This is a genomic window from Rossellomorea vietnamensis (assembly GCF_001305855.1).
GTDB lineage: Bacteria > Bacillota > Bacilli > Bacillales > Bacillaceae_B > Rossellomorea > Rossellomorea vietnamensis_A.
On the sequence record NZ_LIXZ01000002.1, the window covers coordinates 146469 to 169948 of the forward strand.

Sequence of the window (23480 nt, forward strand, 5' to 3'; positions counted from 1 at the left end):
TAAATTGACTAATTTCATTCAGCTGCTATTTCAATTTCTCCACCAATTCCTTCGCCACGGCTTCAGGCATTCCTATTTCGATGAATTCCTCCACACTGGCTTCTTTCATCTTTTTCATGGAACCAAAGTGCTTAAGAAGTTGTTTCTTCCGTTTTGGTCCGATGCCGTCGATGTCGTCGAGGATGGATTGGAAGGCGCTTTTGCCTCTTAATTGACGGTGGAAGGTGATGGCGAACCGGTGAACTTCATCCTGGATCCGCTGCAGGAGATAAAATTCCTGGCTGCGCTTTTCAAGGGGGACGATTTGCAGCGGGTTTCCGTACAACAGCTCCGACGTCTGGTGCTTGTCGTCTTTCGCAAGTCCTCCAATCGGGATGTCGAGACCCAATTCATTCTCGATTACATCCCTTGCCGCTTCGATCTGACCTTTTCCTCCATCGATGATGATGAGGTCCGGTAAAGGAAGTCCGTCTTTCAACACTCTCGTATATCTCCTCCGGACAACCTCCCTCATGGAATCATAATCATCCGGTCCCTTCACGGTCTTGATCTTGTACTTTCGGTATTCTTTCTTGGCAGGTTTCCCGTCTAAGAAGACGATCATCGCCGATACGGGATCACTTCCTTGAATATTTGAGTTATCAAAGGCTTCAATCCGGAAAGGCGTATAAATGCCCATATGATCCCCGAGGCGTTCAATGGCTTTAATCGTCCGGTCTTCGTCTCTCTCGATCAGGGCGAATTTTTCCCCGAGTGCCTGCTTGGCATTTTTCTCGGCAAGCTTCACAAGCTCTTTCTTCTTCCCACGTTTCGGCTGGGTCATTTTTACCTCGAGAAGTTTTTCTGCGAGATCGATATCAATCTCTTCAGGCAAAAAGATCTCCTTCGGCTTAAAATGGTTGGACTTTGAGTAGAACTGACCTAAGAATGTCAGGAACTCATCTTCAGGTTCATTATAAAGAGGGAACAAAGACACATCCCGCTCAATGAGTTTCCCCTGCCGGACGAAGAATACCTGGACACACATCCAGCCCTTATCAACGGAATATCCGAACACATCACGGTCGGTGAAGTCGGTCATCGTCATCTTCTGTTTTTCCATGGTCGCTTCGATATGGAGAATCTGATCGCGGAACTCCTTCGCTCTTTCAAATTCCAGATTTTCCGCGGCTTCATTCATTTTCACCGTAAGCTGGTTCTTGATTTCCTTGTATCCACCGTTCAAGAATCTGGCTATCTGATCTGTCATGTCACGGTACGTGTCTTTGCTCACTTCTTTAATACAGGGAGCGAGACATTGGCCCATATGATAGTAAAGGCAGGCACGGTCGGGAAGCGTCGAGCATTTCCGTAAAGGATACAAGCGGTCGAGAAGTTTTTTCGTTTCATTTGCCGCTCCGACATTTGGGTAAGGGCCGAAATACTTCCCCTTTCCCCGCTGGACCTTCCTTGTCGTAATGAGCCTCGGGTGCCGTTCATTCGTTAACTTAATGAACGGATAGCTTTTATCATCCTTTAACATGACATTGTATTTAGGGTCATACTTTTTGATCAGATTCATTTCAAGGACAAGAGCCTCAAGGTCAGATGACGTCATGATGTACTCGAAGTCCTCGATCTCCCCTACCAGCCGCTGGGTTTTCGCATCATGGGAGCCTGTGAAATACGAACGCACCCGATTTTTCAATACTTTGGCCTTTCCCACATAGATGATCGTTCCCTGCCTGTCCTTCATTAGATAACAACCCGGTTGGTCAGGCAGCAGCGCTAATTTATTCGTGATATTCTGATTCATCCATCTTCCTCCTCCCTCTGTTTCTCCCATTTATATAGTGTCAGGTCGTGGTAGATCGGGTCGATGAGCTCACTCGAATGAAAATGCTTCTCGACTTTAATGAACGCGTCCACCGGAACTCCCTGTTTTTTAAACCCTTCGACGACTTTATCCGTCAGATAAATATCCCGTTCAGGGTAATATCCTGCGTCATTGGTAAATACTTTGTACGTCTGTACTTTCTTATGAATAAAAGGAGCGTCAAGATACTCGAGTACCCTGGACTCTTCCCATGTATATACGACGAGAGGCTTTTCTTCCTCTTCACTTTCTAAATAATCGGCCATTTGATAAACAGCCGGAATGTCCGATGCATGTTTATATAATAACGTACTTGTATGGTAAACCTGAAGCAGAAGGAATGAGAGGACAAGAATGGAACCTGTCCGGGTAAGTCGTTGTGAAAGCATCCTGCCCGCTGCAAGGAACAAAGCGATCCCAATTAACGGCAGAGCATGACGGGGCTTCATCACATTCTGGGCAAATAGAGCCCAAAGAAAATAACTGCCCAGAATCATCAGCATCAGGCTTGTCATATAACGATTCCCGTTTGAGCCCTTCCTTCCTGCAGCAGCCAAACCGACAAGCAGAAGGATGAGAAGGGGAAGGGACTCACCGACAGCCCCAACCCAAATCGTGTTTACAAAGATCAGTTTCACGACTCTGTCCCAGAGGCTGAGATCCGAGGCACCGATCGTTCCCCCCCATTCCTGGAAATGTCCGTTCGTGAAGGAGAGGGCCAATCGGAGGAAACTTTCATATCCCCCTTCTGATATGCTGATCCCCGATACCCAGAGGAGCTGAAACAGGATCGCAATGAGCAGGTAAACGAAGGTATCCAGGAATGTCACCATGCCACCCTTCCACTTTCTGTACAGGACAATCAGGATGCCTATTCCGAGGACCAGATAAGATAATCTGATTCCAAGAAGCAGGCTGAATAGAAACAGGGGGAGGATGAGGAAACCGTTATGGGGTTTCTCATCGCTCAGGACTAAACTCCATATGTACCACCACATCATCCCGACTGCTGCTCCCTCGGACATCGGCTGATTCACCATCAGGATCGTAAAGCTGCTCGTATAAACCATCGCAGTCGCCATCACGGCATAAGTCGGACGCACGATTCGTTTCATTAACAGAAAAAGAGGGATGATGGCACTCCCATACACGATGATATTAAAAAGTGTCAGGGCCTGGACGGGGTCCCCCACCACCAGATGAAGGAGTTTCCCGCCCAAAATGAAATAAGGATACCCTGGAAAATGGGGCTGCATCTGATACATATCAAAATGCAGGACCGCCAGTGCAAAATCCACCATATCCCAGGTAGCCGCGTAGGATGGGATCCATATCATCTGAAGGATAAAAACAGCCATCACGGCAAATGCCCCTGCCACATTCGACCAACTCATAAACTCCCCACTCTTCAATCTCAACGACTTCACCCTCATACTTTGTTAGACTTTCAACCATTAAAAAAGTACCAAACATACATTCCTTTAAAGAGTGTACACCTTTCGAAAAGGCTGTTCAATCTTTAAGGGCAATGAGGTTTGGTACTGATACAATTTATTTAGCTTGCGGACTCAAATCCTTCATTTCGGATTTAACCTCTTCCTTTGCTTTCACACTCTCCCGCTTCGGTGAAGTGAGGAAGTAAATCGCTACGAAATAACCGATATACGAAATCACTTCTTCAATGGACGGCATGGAAGAGTATCCGAACAACGCTTTAAGGAAAATGCCGACATCACCGGATAGCAATGGGGCGGTTCCCGTATCACGGAGGAAATGGGCGTAATCGATCGGATGCTCAGGCAGTAACCAGGTCAGATCGTAAAGATGTGGAATCACGCTGCCGATCAGCCCTATATCCTGCATCATGGAAATCGCCTGTACAAGAAGTCCTGCAGAAATAAGGATGATGAATGCGCCGGTCACTTTAAAGAAGCTCTTCAATGAAATTCTCATTGTGCCTTTAAAGAAGAAGTAAGCTACGACACAACCGATGACGACTCCCGTAATCGCTCCCCAGCCCTGCATGGCCGCTCCGATATCTCCACCTGTAATGGCGGCGAAGAAGAATACAGTCTCCACACCTTCGCGGAGAACAACGAGGAACGAGTGGATCACCATCCCGACAATATTACCTGTCGAAATAAAATGCTTCATTTTCCCTTCCATGTTTCCTTTAAGGTCACGGCTGTGCTTCGCCATCCAGAAGACCATCTGGGTAAGAAGGACGGAGGAGACCAGCATGATGCCGATCTTCAGATACATCTCGCTTCCCATGGCGGCAAATCCCGTAAAGACGACCTGAAAGAGCATCGCTACGCCGACACTGGCGATTATCGCTAATCCGGCTCCCAGCCAGACAAACTTCGTAAATCGGCCATGATTCGTTTTCTTTAAATAGGTAGTGATGATCCCGATGATCAGTAACGCTTCCAGGACTTCACGAAAGGTAATCAGTAAAGCTTGTAATTCCACATTAGTTCCCCCTTACTTGCTTAAAGACTTTTCTGTAGTGACCTTATTTACGTTTTCTGACGGCATACACAATCGCTGCAGCAAGAACCCCCACGATAATGATGATGGGTAACCAGTTCTTCAGGTTTGAAATATCCGTCCACTCCTGTTTCCCGCTTGATTCCTCAGTGGCACTTTCAGAAAAATGTCCCACTTCAAGACTTTTAATGTCGAATTCTTTTTGCAGCGAATCCACTATGAATGTTTTACTTTCTTTAAACGCGTCCTGATTGGATTTCTTTGTCCCGACTCCGAACAATCCCGGGTTCCCGAGGGATTCCAACGCCTGATCGAATTCAGTCCTGATCTTTTGATCCAATTCAGGATTTTCCCCTTCTACTTTCGGGGATAACGTTTTATATGTAGCAAATCCTTTTGCGAGCAATCGCTTACTCGTATCATATTCCGAGAAGTTTTTATCAATGCTTTCAAGTCTTCTGGCAATATTGAGGACAAGGAGTTCATCCAGGTTTTCAATTGCCTCTTGTTTTTCTTTATTATCAAGGTTCTGAAGGATGACCTTGGAAGGTTCTTCACCCATATGCTGGTCCACTTCTTCTTGAACTGTTTCATAAATCTTTTTGGACTCTGAATAATTCGGAGGGTCTTCATCAAGCTTGATCATGATTTCTTTATACGCTTCTGCTATTTTCTCCTCACTCGGGTCGCCGTATGAATAGGCGGATGCCTGTGAAGACAGCATGATGTTTCCTAATAAAAACAATAGTACGGTGGTTATGAACGATTTTTTCATGTATGATTCCCTCCTGTTTTCAATGATAATGATTATCATTCGTATTGTCAATAAAAAATAAGTACTCCATCATAGAAGCCGGAGTACTTATTTTTCGCGAAAGAGAGGGTTTTATGTTGTTATTTTGCAAAATGGTTCGTTCCTTCCTCTGAAGGAATGGAATGGGCCTGCTCTTCCACGTATACTTTCTCCACCGGTTTCTTCATCTCTCGTACAATGGCGGGAAGAACGGAAGACATATACGATTTGAACTTAATGAAGGATCTGCCCGTCGTTCTCACATAATATAAAATCGGGATTTCCTTCACCCGAAATCCTTTACGGACCAGGTTCAGCGTAAGCACTTGAGCATAATTGTAATCATGTATGATTTCGGCATGTTCCATTGCCTGTCTCGAGAACGCCCTCATACCGGACTGCCCATCGTAGATCCACTTTCTGAGCAGAATGCATTGAAGAAGCGTAAAACAATAGTTCCCCAACCGGCGGTGAACCTTCATTCCATTGATGGTTCCCAAAAATCTCGACCCCATGGTATAATCCGCTTCCCCTTTAAAGATCGGCTGCAATAGCTCCGGTATTTGTTCTGGCGGGTACTCTCCATCCGCATCAATCATGACCCCGATATGAGCATTAAGGTCAAAGGATGCGCGCAGTCCTTCTCTCACCGCAGCACCCAGGCCCCGGTTATTCTCAAATGTAATGATATGATCGGCACCTGCCCTTTTGGCCACTTCAACCGTTCGATCCGTTGACCCATCATTGATGACCAATACTTCCACATCTACGGAGGAGTGGAAGGAGCGGGGCACCCGCTTAATGACATCCCCTATCGACTCTTCTTCATTATGGGCCGGCATAAACACGATGACTTTCTGTTTATTCATGTTGCTTCCAACGCTCCTTTAACGCCTCGTTGAGGACAGGTCCCCTGCTGTGACTCGGAAATGGCGCCCCTAATAGATGGGCGATGGTCGGTGCCATGGAAACGAGACTGTGCTTTTCCTGAATCTTTTCGCCAGGTTTGATCCCAGGGCCGACCATAAAGAATGGAACGTATCTTTCCCCTTCATCGAGATGACCATGTCCGCCGATTCCATCTGCCTGTCCATGATCCGCACATACCATAAGGGTCGTGTTCTCCATCTTACCTTCCGTTTCCAGCCACTCGACGTACTCTTGTATCAGGCGATCTGCCTCTTCAATTTTTTCAATGTATTCATCATAAAGGACTCCCCTGCTGTGCCCGATTTGATCTGTACCGATCAACTGGACAATGAATAGATCAGGGTCCTGTTCTTCCATGATAACTTTCGCTTTATTGATAATATTTCGATCTGCTTTGTCTTTATGCATCACGGCAGTGACCGTTTCAACATCTTTGCCGAAGGAATCCACCAGATGGACAATCCCAAGCATCTTCCCTTTTTTCCCTACTTTCCGTAGAGAATCAAAGATGCTCTCCACCTTGATTCCAAGCTTCCAGACCATATTTGATTTCATGCCGTGTTCCTTCGGATAAGTGCCTGTGAACATGGACGAAAAGCAGACAACCGTTCTAGCAGGATAGACGGTTTCCATATTCAAATACTCTGTCCCCCGTTCCATCAATGAATCAAGATACGGCGTATTCGCTTCATAGAAGCGTTCTTTTCTCATCCCGTCGATCACAATGACAACCACTTTTTCATTCGTCATCTCCTCATCAATCGCTCCACCGGGTGTAAAGGAGTCATATTGCTTCGGCTTCCAGTCAAAAAGAAAATGGTGAAGAATGAACGCTATGGCGTATACAGCACCGCAGAAAACGAAATAATGAGTGGCCGGAAGCAGTTCTCCCGTGGCCAGATTCGTCATCATTCCATCCCACACCGCCAATAGCAGCAGGAATTTCGGAAGTTGCTCCTGGGCATTCCCGCTCGTCGAGTCACTGTTCTTCAACACCAGTTTCCAAAACCGGGTGAAATTCAGCCAATCCGTTCCGATCCGGAGATGATAATAAAATGTTCCCCAGAAGAAGACGGTGAAAAAGAAATAAAGACCAATCCCGAAGCCCCACAGAGCTAAATTGGGTGATTCAAAGAATAACAGATATCCAATGACCGGGATCCATAAATAGTTTCTCAGGAACAATGGAAAATCATAATAGAAATACAATATAAATAGGGGGAGTGTAAACAGCAAGCTTATGAGGAATGGGAACCATTCCCCTTGCAGCAACCCTTGAAGATGAAAGAGTGTCATCGTCCCTATGACGAAAATAGGGGTGAATGGTTTCCCTTCATTCAGCAGGTTCCAGCATCTGGCCGCCGTTTTTTCAAATTTTGATGCGCTCTTCAATTTCATTCATCCTTTCATCCTGCTCCACTGTTTCACATTTTTGATGGAAACCGGAGAGACAGTGATTACGATTCCTCCTGCTATAAAGGAGAATATAAACTTTAAACCATGACTCAATATCGCCATAGAAAGACCAATGCCAAGTGGGATGCCTGCAGAGAGCAATGTATAGCTCATGACGGATTCATACGTACCCAGGCCTCCAGGGGCAAATTGAAATAATTGGCCGATGATGGTCACACTATTGACCCAAACGGCTTTTCCCATGGAGAGAGGCTCCAGCATGATCATGGAAACTCCATAAAGAACGGCCCCTTCCAATACCCAGCTCATGAATACGAGGGTGATGACTATAAACCCCCTTTCGCCTGATAAGGCAGATTTCAGCATACTGAGTTGCCCCGAGAGAAAGTCGGAAGCGAAGTACCTCAGTAGAAGTACCCCTATCAATACGGAACACCCGACCAATCCAATCGAGTAAAAAGGTGGCAGTTTTAGTGGAAGAGGAAAATATAGCAGGCCGATTCCTGCCAGAATCATGAGTAATAAAATGTCCATCACTCTCAACACGAAGACAGAATGAAACGAACGTGCTACACTGATTTGCTTTTCACGCTGATTCATCACCATTACCCTGAGTCCGTCTCCCACCTTTAAAGGAAACAAATGATTAAACAACAAACTGTAAAACAATCCGATTAAACAGCTTGATAACCGCACATGTTCATTCAGGTAGATTTTCCACGCCATCCCCTTCAGTAAAAAGGATAAAAAATAGATTCCCAAAACACTGAATAGGATAAAAGGGTGATCTAGCATCTGCTCGATGGCTTCCATCATATACTCCTTGTCAAAATAGAAGGTGACCAAGACGAAAAACAGACCCAATAATACTAATCTAACAGCATTCTTAGCGTACTTAAAGGCTGTTTTGTTCATGTTCTTTCATCCATCGAACCGTCCTGTTGATTCCTTCTTCAAAGGAAACGGAAGGAGAATAGCCGAGGATCTCTTTTGCTTTCATACTGTCTGCAAAGGTTGATGTGACATCCCCAACTCTTCTTTCCGTCACCCGGAGCTCAAGTGCCGGAAAGTGTGTTCTCAGTTCACATATCAGGCCATCCATTGAAACGGGCGAACCATTCCCCAGATTAAACGTTCCCGACTCTTCACTTTTGATCGCCTTGTATGTACCATCCACGATATCATCTATGTACGTATAATCCCTCTTATTTTCCAGTCCATATATCGGGATTTCCTGACCATCCATGAGCTTTTTGATAAATGAATAAATGGCCATGTCGGGTCTGCCCCATGGCCCATAAACCGTAAAGAAACGAAGGATCGTCAAGTCCATTCCATAAATGGACGCATAGGCTTTACAGAACGATTCGGCACTGTATTTTGCAGCGGCATATGGAGACACCACCGCACCGGTAGCGTCCTCTTCTTTTGATGGTTTGTGACTTGTATTTCCATAAACGGATGAAGAAGAAGCAAAGATAAATTTCCTGATGCCGCTCTCCCCCGCCATCCTAAGCGTGTTGATCGTCGCTTTGATGTCGTAATCGACATATTCATTCGGCACACGCAAGGAATGGGAAACGCCTGGAATCGCCGCCAAGTGGACAACGCAATCGGCTTTAAAATCGTGGAACACGTCTTGTAAATCTTCTTCATCCATTAGTAAATCCTTTTGGACGAAGCGGAATGATCCCATTTCCCGTACAAAAGACAATTGCCTCTTTTTTCTTTCAGGTGAATAGTAGGGATGAAAGCTGTCTATGATCAACAGCTCGTGTTTCTCTTCAATGAGTTTTCTGGATAGATGGGAACCGATGAACCCGGCACCGCCTGTAACAATAATCTTCAATTCCTTACACCTCGTACATTACGATTTAATCATTTCTATATTGTACCTCACCTAAGAGAGAAAGTGAAAAAGGGTTGACCCCAATGTGCAAAAAAGCGCCATCCCCCAAGCAGAACTTGAAGGATGGACTTTACACACTATTCAGGGTCAACCCAATAGACTATTTATTCGCTTTCGCCACCACATCATTCAACACATTTTGAATGTCCGTTCTTAGCGTTTCTGCTTTCTCTTTATCCTGTGACTTAACAGCTTCTAAGTAGCTTTGAGCATCGCTTGATAGAGATTGATAGGCGTCTTCACCCATAAGACTCTTTATATCTGATGAGATGAGATCAATGAACAGTGCACCTTCCAAGCCCGTGATTGCCGCCTTATCTTCGCCCCAGTTCTCTCCACTTTCCTCATATTCATGTATGGCGATTTTCGAGAAACCGCGGATAAATGCATGGTTCACGGCTTCAGGATCGATGGATGTCACATCCGTTTGCAGATCAAATTGTTTGTTGATCATTTCTGCTTCTTCCGGAGCATTCCCTGATAGATAACTATCAAGAGATTGATAGAATGCCCAACCTTCTGCCTGCTCTGCTTTTGCAGCTTCAGCATTTTCCTTCGCTTCTTCAGAGGCCTTCATTGCATAACCGTTCGGAAGGGCCCCTGCTGCAAGATAAAATGTCTTCATGAGCGTCTTATCCACGACTTGTTTCCCCAATTGGAAGCCGAGCTCATTGTCCTCTTCAACTGCCTTTTCCATTTCACTGAATCCACCATTTATCGCATCAATCATTTTCGTATCATAAGCCTGGTCACGCTTTTCGACAGTCGGCTCAAGGATCGCATAGAACTCTTTCGCTTCTTCTATTTCTTCGTTCACTTCTTCTTTATTTCCCCAGTTTTCCGCTACTTCCGTAAATTCATGCTTCATCGAAGTATAGAATACTTTTTGCATTAATTTATCAAAAATCTGCGCTACCACCACATGATCAAGGGAACCATCCTTCCCTGCTTCAAGGGCTGTGGAAATATGTTCATCCACTGTACCTTCCGATTCCTGATCACGTTTTTGAACAAGCTCCTGTAAGTCATCATTATAAATGGACGTCACTTTATCATAATCGACTTCTTTGTCTTCTTTCGCTTTTGAAAGTTCAGCCTTTGCTTCTTCAAATGAGGCAGAGAAATCAATCTGCTCTTGTTCAGCTTCGTCTTCTTTTTCAACCTGTTTTGAATCATTTGAAGCAGACGTCTTATCTTCACTGCTCTTCTCATCTGTTCCACAACCCGCCAAAACAGAACCTGTTAATAAAAATGCTGCAAAAATCTTCGTTAAATCTCTCTTTCTCATATGTATTAACCTCCGACTGTTTAAATGATAATGATTTTCAATTCCGTTTAAATTATATCGAGAATGATTCTCATAGTCAACGAGTTTTTGAAAAATTTATGGCGGTAATACTTTAGAGGGTTTGTTGCGGGAGAACAACAAAAAAACCGGGGCTGAAGACAGCCCCGGTTTTTCGTCAATATTTCTTATACGTGTTTGTTTAATAATTCAGCAAGTGCTTCCTTAGGTTGGAAACCGATTACTTTGTCAACTACTTCGCCGTCTTTAAGGACAACTAAAGTAGGGATACTCATAACTCCGTATTTACCTGCTGTTTCCTGGTTTTCATCAACGTCGACTTTGACGATTTTCACTTTGTCGCCCATTTCGCTATCAAGTTCTTCCAATACTGGAGCGATCATTTTACAAGGTCCACACCAAGGAGCCCAGAAATCTGCAAGTACCAGTCCAGAGTTTGTATCAGTTGTGAATGATTGATCAGTAGCATGTGTTATAGCCATATATATGCGCCTCCTAAAATCTTTGAATGTAACGTAAGTATATCACCGTTTTTTTATGGATGCTATCTTTCTGCTCGTAGGTAATATTCCCGTTTGAATATGGAATATACCCCGGTAGAAAAAATAAGGCGCAGCCCGTGATTCAGCTACGTCCTTATTTATATTCATATTATTCTCATACCCTTTAATCGTTCCTGTAAACGTATGAACAGATTAAGAAGAGGATACTTTTAATTTCTTGAATTCTTCCGTCAGCATCGGTACCACTTCAAACAGGTCTCCAACGATTCCGTAATCCGCTACGTTAAAGATATTCGCTTCAGGATCTTTATTGATCGCAACGATGACCTTGGAATTGGACATACCTGCCAGATGCTGGATAGCCCCTGAAATACCACATGCAATATACAGATCAGGCGTTACGACTTTCCCTGTTTGACCGATCTGTAAAGAGTAGTCACAGTAGTCAGCGTCACATGCTCCACGGGAAGCTCCGACAGCTCCGCCAAGTACGTCGGCAAGTTCCTTAAGAGGATTGAATCCATCTTCACTCTTCACTCCGCGTCCGCCGGCGATGATCACTTTCGCTTCAGAAAGGTCTACCCCTTCGCTCGCTTTACGTACAACATCTTTAATGATGGTACGCAAGTCTTTAATATCGACAGAAAGGGATGTAACCTCTCCAGTACGTGACTCATCCTTCGCCAAAGGCTCAATGTTGTTTGGACGGATCGTCGCAAAGATCACTCCGTCAGTCACGATTTTCTTCTCAAATGCTTTACCAGAGTAGATCGGTCTTGTGAAGACGAGGTTTCCGCCTGCTTCCTCAAGATCCGTTGCATCTGAAATCAATCCTGTGCTGAGTTTGCTTGCCACTTTAGGAGACAGGTCTTTTCCAAGTGCCGTATGACCGAAGATGATTCCTTCAGGCTTCTCTTCATCAATGACGGATAGGATCGCCTGTGAATATCCATCTGACGTATACTGTTCCAATTTATCATTTTCCACAACCACTACTTTATCGGCACCGTACTGGATCATTTCATCACCTAAAGCGCTTACACTTTTGCCGATTAAAACGCCGACGACTTCTCCGCCTTCCGATACTGTCTTACCTGCCGCAATCGCTTCAAAGGAAACATTACGTAATGATCCGTCCCGAACTTCTCCAAGTACTAATACTTTTCTCGCCATGTTAAAATACCCCCTGAATGTTAGTTATTCCTGTGATTCTCGCTTATATAACTTTCGCTTCATTGCGAAGAAGGGAAACAAGCTCTGATACTTGAGCGTCCAATTCGCCTTCTAATACTTTACCGGCTTCCTTCTTCGGTGGAAGGTAGATTTCAATTGTCTTTGTCTTCGCTTCTACATCATCTTCGTCTAAATCGATATCGTCCAATTCCACTTCGTCCAAAGGCTTCTTCTTTGCCTTCATGATTCCTGGAAGGGATGGGTAACGAGGTTCGTTCAATCCTTGTTGAGCTGTCACCAACAGTGGAAGAGACGTTTCGATGACTTCTGAATCCCCTTCAACGTCACGTGTGACCGTTACCGTTTCACCATCGATTTCCAGTTTCGTGATCGTCGTTACATAAGGGATATCAAGCTGTTCTGCGACACGTGGTCCGACTTGTCCAGATCCGCCGTCTATGGCTACATTACCTGCAAGGATCAAATCTACTTCCTGCTCTTTTAAATAGTGAGCAAGGATCTTCGCCGTAGTGAATTGATCTCCATGATCAAGATCGTCCTCTGTATTGATTAGCACTGCTTTATCAGCACCCATTGCTAAAGCTGTTCTCAATTGCTTTTCGCTTTCTTCCCCGCCGACAGTTACCACTGTCACTTCGCCGCCATGTGCATCACGGACTTGGATTGCTTCTTCGACTGCATATTCATCGTAAGGATTTATGATAAATTCAGCTCCGTCTTCGGCAATTTGACCGTTTTGGATCGAAATTTTCTCCTCAGTATCAAACGTTCTTTTCAAAAGTACATAGATGTTCATTCGTAAGTCCCTCCTAATAATGTAAACATTCTTTCCCTTAAAAAGATTTCGACAATTTAACCCCTTTGAATGGGCAGCATTGAAATTCAACACTGCCCCTCAATAAGAGTTTACTATATTACTAGAATGTATTCTAGCCTTTAAAGTGTGGTTCTCTCTTTTCAACGAACGCCGAAATTCCTTCTTTGGCATCAGCGGACACAAATACTTCACCAAAAAGATCCGATTCTCTCATTACACCTTCATAGAAACGGTCATCTTTCGTATAACTTAACAGCTCAATAGCAGCCTTCATCGCGCCCGGGCTCTTCTTCGCAATCTTATCGGCCATTTCTTTCGCCTTATCGAAAAGCTCGTCCTCAGGATACGCCTTATTGGCCAGACCCCATTGAACCGCTTCTGTTCCGCTGATCGGCTCACTCGTCAACAGCATTTCTGCCGCTTTCGCCCGTCCGACCAGTTTCGGTAGGCGCTGGGACCCTGCAAATCCGGGAACCAGCCCGAGTTGAAGCTCAGGTAAGCCAAGTTTGGCATTCTCGCTCACCAATCGGATGTGACAGCCCATTGCGAGTTCCAGTCCGCCACCTAAAGCAGCTCCATGAATGGCTGCAATGATCGGTTTCGGGAAGTTCTCCAACCGTTCAAAGACGTCCTGGCCTTTTTTCGCAAGCTTGGAGAATTCTTCACCACTTTCGATCGTCGTGAATTCCTTGATGTCGGCACCGGCCGAGAAGAAGCGACCCTCACCTTTCAGTAAGATCACCCGGACATCCGAATTTGTTTCAAGTTCATCAAGAACCGCGTCGATTTCCTTGATGAGTCCACTTGCGAGTGCATTTGCGGGAGGTCTTTGAATCAGGACCGTTGCAACCTGTCCCTCTAAGACCCATGATAAACTTTCCATCTTTTATCCCCCTAAACTAGTTTAATTACTGCCTCCGCATCCATGAAGCAATAGCTTGTGAATGGCAGGCACTTGTTCGACTAAATCGTATTTTTGATCGTTCATCACCCACGTTGTCGCCATTTCATCCAGTGTACCAAAGATCATTTGGCGGGCGAGGCGAACATTCAGGTCACTTGAGAACTCGCCTGATTCGATCCCGCTGATCAGGATCTTATCGACCAGTTCCAGATAGCCCTTTAAAACATCATTGATTTTCAATCGGATATCTTTATTTGATTGTCTAAGCTCCAATTGTGTGACGATGGCGAGATGATGATCATCCGACAGTATCCTACAATGATTTTCAATCATCACTAATAATTTCTCTGAAACTGTCTGTTTTCCTGCAATAACTTCTTCAATTTTTTCGACAAAGAGAACCATTTTTTCTTTAAACAACGAAATCAGGATATCTTCTTTGTTTTTAAAATAAAGATAGATGGTTCCGTCAGCCACTCCTGCCTGTTTGGCAATCTTTGACACCTGTGCCTGATGGTACCCGTTCTCTGCTATCACAATAACAGCAGCATCGATTATTTGCATGTATTTTGGTTTATTTCGTTTCATAAGTTTTGACCTGCCTTAACAAAATATGAATGACCATTCATTCATATTTCAATAATAAAAGGTTTCTCTTTGAATGTCAAGAAGGGATCCTTGTCCCACTTTCAATCAAAAAGAAAAAGCTCAAAGGGTAACGATCTAACTTGTTTTCTGCTCATCCTCGATCTTTTTCCGCTCCTCATCCACGAGGGCCCTTCTAAGGATTTTCCCGACAGCTGTTTTAGGCAGTTCCTTCCTGAACTCATAAATCCTCGGCACTTTATAGGCAGCCAGGTATTTGCGGGAGTATTCATTCAGTTCTTCCTCGGTCAGGGACTCGCCTTCTTTCAAGACGACGTATGCCTTGACGGTTTCCCCTCTATAAGGATCCGGGACCCCTGCTGCGACAACTTCCTGAATGGCAGGATGTTCGTACAGGACTTCTTCGATTTCACGGGGATAAATATTAAAGCCGCCGGCAATGATCATATCTTTCTTACGATCCACTACGTAAAAGTAGCCCTTTTCATCCATATACCCTATATCTCCCGTCAACAGCCATCCGTCCTTTAATGTTTGTTCCGTTTCCTCAGGCCGGTTCCAGTATCCTTTCATCACCTGTGGACCTTTGACGACGATCTCACCCATCTCATTTGGAGGCAGAGGTTCACCCGTTTCCATTGAAAACACGGCACTGTCCGTACCCGGCCATGGAACACCGATGCTTCCCTTTATCCTCTCTTTATCCCAAAGGAAATTGGAATGAGTGACCGGGGATGATTCGGTCAGTCCGTATCCTTCGACGAGCTTCCCGCCCGTTACTTCCTCGAATTGCTGCTGCACCTCAACCGGTAATGGTGCACTTCCACTAAGACATGAATCGATGGATGATAAATCATATTTCTTTAAATTCGGGTGATTCAAGAGTCCGATATAGATCGTCGGTGCTCCTGGAAACAGGGTAGGCTTCAGTTTCTGTATCGTCTTCAATGTTGTTTCTGCATCAAACTTCGGAAGCAGGATCATCTTATATCCCTGCATCACCGAGAGAATCAGCACGGCAGTCATGCCATACACATGAAAGAATGGAAGGATCCCGAGCATTCTTTCTTCCCCTTTTGTACACTTATACAGCCAGGCATCGCACATGGAGGCATTCGCCACCAGATTCTTATGGGTCAGCATGACGCCTTTAGGAAAACCTGTCGTACCGCCTGTGTATTGAAGAAGGGCAAGATCATTTTCAAAATCGAATTCTTCATGTGGTAGAGCCACGGCCACCGCCGTTTTCATGATTTCCGTGAATAAATGATTCTGACCACTATGATCCACTTTCACGACGATACCATATTGTTTCTTCTGGATGAATGGGTAAATGAGATTCTTAGGGAAAGGAAGATAGTCTTTGATAGCGGTTACAATGATGTGCTCAAGGTCGGTGTTTTTCATCACTTTTGATACCCTCGGGTAAAGAATGTCCAATGTGAGGATTACCTTGGCTCCGGAGTCCTTCATTTGATATTCGATTTCTCTTTCCATATATAATGGATTGGTTTGTACCACCACTCCGCCTGCATACAGGATACCGTAATAGGCGATGACGGATTGGGGAGTATTGGGAAGCATGATCGCCACCCGATCGCCTTTGTTGATCCCGAGTGTCTTAAGGTAGCCGGCGAATTTGAGGGCCGATTCGTATAGTTCCTTGTAGCCTATCTCCTTGCCCATGAAATGAATCGCTGATTTGTCTCCATAGAGAGAAGCGGCTTCGGTCAAATAGGACTGCAAAGGTTTTTCAACAAGGTTGAGCTCCTTTGGAATTTCCGCCGGGTATTCAGCAAGCCATGGTTGGTTCATTGTAATCCCTCCTTCTGAATAGTTAGAAAATTTATTCTATTCATTATTATAATATAAGGGGACTTCAGTTACAATTTGAAAAAATCGCTGACCATACTTTCTTCCTATCCATAAAGCTTGACCTTTCTTACAGAACTTTTTTCAAAAGAAAAAAGACTGCCTATTCCACCATATGACAGTCTGTTTGTACACTATTATTATTTTGGGATTGTGTTTTTCCCCTGAGTGCTCCCAATCAAGTAAAGAACAGCATATAGATGATGCCAACGACTATAAAGCCGCCGCACAGGGTGAGCAGAACTTTCGCCAATGTTTCCATATTCCCTCTCCTTACGATATACCGGCTCCTATGACATAGGATAATCCGACTGAAATGACCAGTGAAATGAAGCCTACCGCCCGGTTATCATTTTCAATTTCCTCATCGATCCTGAATTTCGGGGTCAGGAATTCATAAATGAAATACCCGATCAACAGTAGAATAAAGCCAAACACACCCCATCCAATCGTCGTAAGGATGGTATCGTTATGACTGATGGAGTGCCGGAAAATATTCGCGATCCCGAATATTTTCCCTCCCGTTGCCATGGCCACGGCCATATTTCCTTTTTTGATTTCTTCCCAGTTCCGATATTTCGTCACCAGTTCAAAGATGGCTAAGAACAGCACCAGACAAAGGATGACCACACTGTAATTCCCCGCCGTCTGAACAAATTCATTTTCCCAAAAGTTCTCCATCGTAAAGCTCCCTTTACCTTGTTATTTAAATTGAACGACCGTTACGCCCGTTCCACCTTCACCTGCATCCCCGAAACGGATGTTCTTGACCGACCGGTGATTCTTCAAGTACTCCTGTACCCCCTGTCTTAAAGCTCCCGTCCCTTTCCCGTGGATGATGGAAACGCGCGGGTAGCCTGCAAGCAGAGCGTCATCAATGTACTTCTCAACCCTCGATAATGCATTTTCAAAACGCTCTCCGCGCAAGTCAAGTTCCAGGCTGACATGAAAGTCTTTCCCTTTCACCGTAGCGAGGGGCTTCGTTTCGACCTTTTGTTGAGATTGAATGAATTCCAGATCTGATTCCTTCACTTTCATCTTCATGATGCCCATCTGAACCTGCCATTCCTTCGCCGATACCCTCTCGACCAAATGACCCTTTTGATCAAAGCTCAACACTTTGACTTCGTCCCCAGCCTTCAATTCATGCTTGGATCCGGCCGCTTTCTTCTTTTGACCCGTCTTCAGCTTAGGAGTCGCATCTTCAAGCTGCTTTTTCGCCTGGATCAATTCATGTTCTTTGATCTGGGCTGACTTTTCCTGCTGCATTTTCCTGAGATCCTTGATGACCTGCTCAGCTTCAGCCTTCGCTTTTTCAACGACCTCACTGGCTTTTTGCTGTGCCTTTTCGTAAAGGGTATCCTTCTTCTCGTAATACTCCATCATTTGCTTCTGCATATCTTTATGCATCTTCTCAGCCTGTCTTAATAGCTCATGTGCTTCCTCGAGCTCCCGTTCACCCTGGCGCCTGCTGTCTTCAAGTGAAGCGATCATATTCTCGACTTCTTTGCTATCGGTACCGATATGGGACTTCGCCCGTTGGATGACACCATCTGACAATCCAAGACGTTTGGAAATATCGAAGGCATTACTTCTCCCCGGGACCCCAAGCAGCAGCTTATACGTAGGACTTAATGTCTCTACATCAAATTCCACACTGGCATTCACGACTCCTTCGCGATTGTAACCATACGCCTTCAGCTCGGGATAATGAGTGGTCGCGACCACCCTCGCCCCTGTAGCATGGACTTCATCAAGGATGGAAATCGCCAATGCCGCCCCCTCCTGAGGATCCGTGCCGGCACCAAGCTCATCGAACAGCACAAGACTCTCATGATCGACCTTTTTCAGGATGTCGACAATATTGACCATATGGGAAGAGAAAGTACTCAAACTTTGTTCGATCGACTGCTCATCCCCTATATCAGCGTAAATCGTGCGGAAAACACCGACTTCGGAACCATCAAGTGCCGGGATTGGAAGACCTGCCTGTGCCATCAGGCTTGTTAAGCCCAGCGTTTTTAATGTGACGGTTTTACCCCCGGTATTCGGACCGGTGATGACGATGGAAGAAAATTCATTGCCGAGTTCGATATCATTCGCCACTGCCTCATCCATGGGCAAGAGCGGATGACGTGCTTTATTCAGCTTCACCCGGCGTTCATTATTGATCGTCGGTTTAGATCCTTTGATAGATCGTCCGAATTTCGCTTTCGTAAACATGAAATCCACGTCTGACAGGACGTTAACAATCAGGAGCAGTTCTTCTCCCGATTCCTGTACACTTTCAGACAGTTCCTGAAGGATCTTCTCGATCTCCGACTGCTCTTTTAACCGTAGCTCACGCAGCTGGTTATTCAGCTGTACAATCGCTTCAGGCTCGATGAATAACGTCTGTCCCGAAGAAGATTGGTCATGGATGATCCCGCCATATTGACCTCTGTACTCCTGTTTGACCGGGATGACGTATCGATCATTCCGGATGGTGATGATTGCATCGGATAACATCTTCTGAGCGTTGGATGAACGGATCATCCGCTCCAGCTTTTCCCGAATCCGTCCTTCGTTGGCACGGAGCTGCGAACGGATCGTACGGAGCGTTTCACTCGCTGTATCGAGTATTTCACCGTTGTCATCCACCACTTTACGTATATCCTGCTCTAAATGAGGAAGCGGGATGACCGTACCCATCTTTCCTTGTAAGAGGGGAATCTCCACCTCTTCCTCCAGGAGCTCCTCTACAAAAAGGGTCAGCTTCCTGCTTGCCCTGATCGTACTTGCCACCTGGACGAATTCAGACGGCGAAAGCATACCACCGATTTGGGCACGCTTCACGTGAGGCCGTATATCAAAAATCCCGCCAAGCGGGGCATGACCTTTCAATCTGAGAATCGTCATGGCTTCATCCGTCTCTTCATGAAGAGAAGTGATCTCTTCATAATCGACCGACGGCATGAGGGAGGAAACCCTTGCATGACCAAGGGCAGATGCAGCAAATTGCTTTAATAATTCTTTGATTTTATCAAACTCTAATGTTTTTAATACTTTAGAATTCACGGAATGTATTCCACCTTTTATCAGTTTCGCTTAATGTATTGTATGAACTCATTTTTATCCCATGTATTGATGACCGTATCTTTCTTGATCCATCCTTTACGTGCCGTACCGACACCCACTTCCATGAACTCCAGGTGATCGATACTGTGTGCATCCGTGTTGATGACGAGCTTCACACCCTGTTCCTGTGCTTTCCGGATGTTTTCAGCAGACAGATCCAGACGATTCGGATTTGCATTCAGTTCAAGAGCCGTACCGGTTTCTTTCGCCAATTGGATAAGAAGATCCATATCGACGTCATAACCTTCCCGTCTGCCGATGATCCTTCCCGTAGGATGGGCGATGATATCCACATGGGCACTTTCCAATGCCGTCTTCAGTCTCTCCATGATTTTTTCACGGGGCTGAGAGAAGCTTGAATGAATGGACGCAATGACGAGATCCACTCTTTCCAGAAGGTCATCATCATAGTCGAGGGTACCGTCAGGAAGGATATCCATCTCGATCCCTGAAAGGACTTCTATATCATCATACTTCTTATTCAGTTCCTTTATTTCATCGATCTGTTTCACTAACCGCTCAGGAGTGAGGCCGTTCGCCACCCGTAAATACTGGGAATGGTCAGTGATGGCCATATAGTGATACCCCTTGGCACGGCACGCCTCCACCATTTCTTCTATGGAATAGGCACCGTCGGACCATGTGGAGTGCATGTGAAGGTCGCCTTTTATATCTTTCAGGTCAAGGAGCGGATAATCCCTGCTGAACTCCTCCACTTCTTTTCCATCTTCCCGGAGCTCAGGCGGGATCAGGGGAAGGTCGAAGTGATGATAAAATGCTTCTTCGGAATCGAAGGTTTTCACTTCACCTGTTTCACTGTTCTCCACGCCATATTCACTGATTTTCTCTCCGCGTTCTTTGGCAAGCTGGCGCATACGGACGTTATGATCCTTCGATCCCGTGAAGTGATGCAGGGTCGTCGCGAACTCTTCAGGCTTCACGATGCGAAAATCGATGCTCACATCCCATTGGTAAGAAAGGGTTAATGACACCTTCGTCCCCCCGGCAGCAATCGTCTCAACGATATTCGGCAACTTCAGAAGTTCTTCCTTCACCTTTTCTGGATGCTCTGTCGAGACGATGAAATCCAGATCTTTAATGGTCTCTCTCATCCTTCGTAAGCTTCCGGCTCTAGAATACGTTCCAATGCTGTCGATTTCAGAAAGGAAGCCTTCTATTTCTTCTGCTATGCCCATCATAAATCCGATTGGGAGTCGGTCCGGTCTCTTCCCAACCTGTTCGATGGAAGCAAGGATCTTTACTTCTGTCTTTTTCCCGAAGCCTGCAAGTGCCTGTACTCTGCTCTCTTTACACGCTTCTTCCAGGTCTTCTATACTTTCGACCCCAAGCTCACTGTATAGCTTCGCGATTTTCTTCCCTCCAAGACCCGGCAATTGCAAAAGAGGGATCAACCCCGTCGGAACTTCTTCCTTCAGCTCTTCCAGAACAGAAGATGTTCCTTCGTTTATGTACTCTTCAATAACGGAGGCAGTCCCTTTGCCGATCCCGGCGAGCTTCGTAAAGTCGCTGATTTCCTGCAGGCTCCGGTCATCATTCTCAAGGGCCGCTGCCGCTTTTCGGTAGGCGGATGTTTTAAATGAATTCTCGCCTTTCAATTCCATATATATCGCAATTTCTTCTAATAATTTTATAATATCTTTTTTATTCAAGGGATTCACCTACAATCATAGAATTAACCTTCAAGACTCACGTTCATCTAGAAATCCAGAACGTCTCCAATTATATAGTAGCAAAACTGGCAGAAAAAGAAAAAAGACTGACTTATAAGATGAACAAATCGTTAATGGCTTCCCTAACGAATTTGAGTTGCATACTTATAGTCAGCCCTTTATCAGGCTACATATTCAATCCACCAGGATTTCACCATATCGGAGAAAACAGGAGTATGTTTCACCATCGCCTGTGCAATGAATGAGTTATTGATGAATGTCTGAACCGACTCGATCGGCAATAATACCGCTATATACAAAAGAATGAAGATCATTAAATAGGATTCTACAAAACCGAGTATCCCGCCGCCAAGAACATTCAGCTGCTTCAAAAGAGGAAGATGGGCGACAAAGTCAAGCATCGATCCGATGATTTGAAGAATGATGCGCACTGCGAAGAAAATCATCGCAAATGCGATTACACGGTAATATGCCTGATCCAGATGGGTCGATTCAAAAATCATATTCAACGTGGATTGCTCGTCCAATACAGGATAAGGAATCCATAAAGTTAATTTCGGTGCGAGCTGATCATAATATATGTATGCTACAATGAAAGAAACGATAAATCCGAAAATGTGGATCACCTGTAGTATGAACCCACGTTTTAAACCTATTAAAAACCCTATCACAAGGATGACCAACAAAGCTAAGTCCAACATCTTATTTCAATCCTTTAATCGTTTATTTTCCCGTTCAAGCTCTTCAAACTTTTCCTGAAGTTTGAGATAATCATTCACGGCATTGACAGCTGTCAAGACCGCAAGTCTGCTTGTGTCGAGAGATGGATTCATGGAGTTGATTTCTCTCATTTTGTCATCCACTTTAGAACAAACGTATCGGATTTGACTAGTTGATTCAGTCCCAACAATCGTATATTGTTGACCATATATGTCCACCGTGGTGCGATTTTTTTGTTCATCAGACAACCTGAAAGCCCCCCATTCATAAGAATCCTACACATAATCATACCATGAAGTCTTTTGATTATGGAAGGAATTTGTCATATACGCTCACATTTTTTATTAAATTCAAGATATTTGTCATAAGGAGAGAGAAACTTGGCCAATACCGTCATACAAACAACGAAAGAGACAATAGAGAAAATGAAAAGCCATTACAATCATGCATTGATTGAAAAACTTCCACCGGGGGCAGTCTTTGTGGCAAAACCATCAGGATGTACGATCACAGCCTATAAATCCGGTAAAGTGATGTTTCAGGGAACAAACGGTGAAGGAGAAGCAAGCCAGTGGGGAAGCAGCGCCCCAACCAAGGTGAAATCCCCTTCCAAAGGGACTGCCAACCTTCCCGAAAATTTCGCGAATTGGTCCGTCATCGGTTCTGACGAAGTAGGGACAGGAGACTTCTTCGGCCCGATCACCGTGGTGAGCGCTTATGTAAAGAAAGAGCAGATCCCACTCATGAAAGAGCTTGGGGTCAAGGATTCCAAAAACTTATCCGATCCTCAAATCATCAGTATTGCAAGGGATCTGATTTCCACCATTCCCTATTCACTGCTCATCCTGCACAACCCGAAATACAATGAGATGCAGGCGAAAGGAATGACCCAGGGGAAAATGAAGGCACTCCTCCATAACAAAGCCATACTGAACCTGTTGGAAAAGATGGCACCGGAACAACCCGAAGGCATCTTGATCGATCAGTTCGTCGAAAAGAATACATATTTCAAACACGTCGCTGCCCAAACGAAAATCCAGCGGGAACGCGTATACTTCAGCACAAAAGGAGAAAGCATCCATCTGGCCGTCGCAGCGGCATCGATCATTGCCCGCTACGCATTCTTAAAAGAAATGGACAAGCTGAGTGCGAAAGCCGGGGTGGAAATACCGAAAGGCGCCGGAAAACACGTGGATGTGGCCGCCGCGAAGATCATCAAACGAATAGGAATCGAAGAATTGAAATCGATGACGAAATGGCATTTCGCGAATAGTGAGAAGGCGATGAGGCTGGCGAGGAAATGAGGAATACCCCACTGGTTATGCCGGTGGGTTTTTATGTTGGTTTGAAAATCTCC

General features: G+C 45.1%; 21 protein-coding genes. 1 reads left to right on the forward strand and 20 read right to left on the reverse strand.

Features of this window, described 5'->3' with window-relative positions:
• Positions 1 to 25 precede the first annotated feature (25 nt).
• The 20 genes from uvrC to zapA form a co-directional block, all read right to left on the reverse strand.
• Complete coding sequence (gene uvrC, locus AM506_RS03760; protein ID WP_060670973.1) at positions 26 to 1795, reverse strand: excinuclease ABC subunit UvrC; 1770 nt, start codon at positions 1793 to 1795, stop codon at positions 26 to 28.
• Positions 1792 to 3249, reverse strand: a complete 1458-nt coding sequence (locus tag AM506_RS03765) for a hypothetical protein (RefSeq protein WP_060670975.1) — start codon at positions 3247 to 3249, stop codon at positions 1792 to 1794. Before AM506_RS03765 ends, uvrC begins: the two co-directional genes overlap by 4 nt.
• Positions 3250 to 3406: 157 nt before the next feature.
• On the reverse strand, positions 3407 to 4327 hold the full coding sequence (locus AM506_RS03770; protein ID WP_060670978.1) for an FTR1 family iron permease: 921 nt from the start codon (positions 4325 to 4327) through the stop codon (positions 3407 to 3409).
• A 43-nt stretch (positions 4328 to 4370) separates the two neighbouring features.
• Positions 4371 to 5120, reverse strand: coding sequence for a hypothetical protein (locus AM506_RS03775; RefSeq protein ID WP_060670980.1), 750 nt, complete (start codon positions 5118 to 5120; stop codon positions 4371 to 4373).
• A gap of 119 nt (positions 5121 to 5239) precedes the next feature.
• Positions 5240 to 6007 carry a glycosyltransferase family 2 protein gene (locus tag AM506_RS03780; protein WP_060670982.1) on the reverse strand — a complete coding sequence of 256 codons (768 nt, stop codon included), beginning with the start codon at positions 6005 to 6007 and terminating at the stop codon, positions 5240 to 5242.
• Positions 6000 to 7460, reverse strand: coding sequence for an alkaline phosphatase family protein (locus AM506_RS03785; RefSeq protein ID WP_060671331.1), 1461 nt, complete (start codon positions 7458 to 7460; stop codon positions 6000 to 6002). Before AM506_RS03785 ends, AM506_RS03780 begins: the two co-directional genes overlap by 8 nt.
• A 6-nt stretch (positions 7461 to 7466) precedes the next feature.
• A complete protein-coding gene (locus AM506_RS03790; protein WP_060670984.1) occupies positions 7467 to 8399 on the reverse strand; it encodes a lysylphosphatidylglycerol synthase transmembrane domain-containing protein in 933 nt (310 codons plus the stop codon).
• Positions 8380 to 9333 carry an NAD-dependent epimerase/dehydratase family protein gene (locus tag AM506_RS03795; protein ID WP_060670986.1) on the reverse strand — a complete coding sequence of 318 codons (954 nt, stop codon included), beginning with the start codon at positions 9331 to 9333 and terminating at the stop codon, positions 8380 to 8382. Before AM506_RS03795 ends, AM506_RS03790 begins: the two co-directional genes overlap by 20 nt.
• Before the next feature lie 160 nt (positions 9334 to 9493).
• Positions 9494 to 10681: a hypothetical protein gene (locus AM506_RS03800; RefSeq protein WP_060670988.1), complete on the reverse strand. Its 1188-nt coding sequence runs from the start codon at positions 10679 to 10681 to the stop codon at positions 9494 to 9496.
• 185 nt (positions 10682 to 10866) lie between these two features.
• Positions 10867 to 11181 carry a thioredoxin gene (trxA, locus tag AM506_RS03805; protein WP_034757073.1) on the reverse strand — a complete coding sequence of 105 codons (315 nt, stop codon included), beginning with the start codon at positions 11179 to 11181 and terminating at the stop codon, positions 10867 to 10869.
• Positions 11182 to 11394: 213 nt separating this feature from the next.
• Positions 11395 to 12375 carry an electron transfer flavoprotein subunit alpha/FixB family protein gene (locus tag AM506_RS03810; RefSeq protein ID WP_060670990.1) on the reverse strand — a complete coding sequence of 327 codons (981 nt, stop codon included), beginning with the start codon at positions 12373 to 12375 and terminating at the stop codon, positions 11395 to 11397.
• A 43-nt stretch (positions 12376 to 12418) separates the two neighbouring features.
• Positions 12419 to 13192: an electron transfer flavoprotein subunit beta/FixA family protein gene (locus tag AM506_RS03815; RefSeq protein ID WP_034757067.1), complete on the reverse strand. Its 774-nt coding sequence runs from the start codon at positions 13190 to 13192 to the stop codon at positions 12419 to 12421.
• Between the two features lie 133 nt (positions 13193 to 13325).
• Positions 13326 to 14096 (reverse strand): enoyl-CoA hydratase, encoded by a 771-nt coding sequence (locus tag AM506_RS03820; protein WP_060670992.1) that lies wholly within the window; start codon positions 14094 to 14096, stop codon positions 13326 to 13328.
• Between the two features lie 21 nt (positions 14097 to 14117).
• Entirely contained in the window at positions 14118 to 14705 is a 588-nt protein-coding gene (locus AM506_RS03825) for a TetR/AcrR family transcriptional regulator (protein WP_060670994.1), read from the reverse strand.
• 135 nt (positions 14706 to 14840) lie between these two features.
• Positions 14841 to 16538 (reverse strand): AMP-binding protein, encoded by a 1698-nt coding sequence (locus AM506_RS03830; protein ID WP_060670996.1) that lies wholly within the window; start codon positions 16536 to 16538, stop codon positions 14841 to 14843.
• Positions 16539 to 16868: 330 nt separating this feature from the next.
• Entirely contained in the window at positions 16869 to 17276 is a 408-nt protein-coding gene (locus AM506_RS03835) for a DUF350 domain-containing protein (protein ID WP_060670998.1), read from the reverse strand.
• Positions 17277 to 17297: 21 nt separating this feature from the next.
• Positions 17298 to 19652, reverse strand: a complete 2355-nt coding sequence (locus AM506_RS03840; protein ID WP_060671000.1) for an endonuclease MutS2 — start codon at positions 19650 to 19652, stop codon at positions 17298 to 17300.
• A gap of 20 nt (positions 19653 to 19672) precedes the next feature.
• Positions 19673 to 21382 (reverse strand): DNA polymerase/3'-5' exonuclease PolX, encoded by a 1710-nt coding sequence (gene polX / locus AM506_RS03845; protein ID WP_082386223.1) that lies wholly within the window; start codon positions 21380 to 21382, stop codon positions 19673 to 19675.
• Between the two features lie 182 nt (positions 21383 to 21564).
• Positions 21565 to 22104: a CvpA family protein gene (locus tag AM506_RS03850; protein WP_034757049.1), complete on the reverse strand. Its 540-nt coding sequence runs from the start codon at positions 22102 to 22104 to the stop codon at positions 21565 to 21567.
• A 6-nt stretch (positions 22105 to 22110) separates the two neighbouring features.
• The gene (zapA, locus tag AM506_RS03855) at positions 22111 to 22371 is read right to left on the reverse strand and encodes a cell division protein ZapA (protein WP_060671002.1); all 261 of its coding nucleotides are present in this window, start codon (positions 22369 to 22371) and stop codon (positions 22111 to 22113) included.
• 132 nt (positions 22372 to 22503) lie between these two features.
• Here zapA and rnhC point away from each other — a divergent pair, with 132 nt between their 5' ends.
• On the forward strand, positions 22504 to 23427 hold the full coding sequence (gene rnhC, locus AM506_RS03860; RefSeq protein ID WP_060671004.1) for a ribonuclease HIII: 924 nt from the start codon (positions 22504 to 22506) through the stop codon (positions 23425 to 23427).
• Positions 23428 to 23480 lie beyond the last annotated feature (53 nt).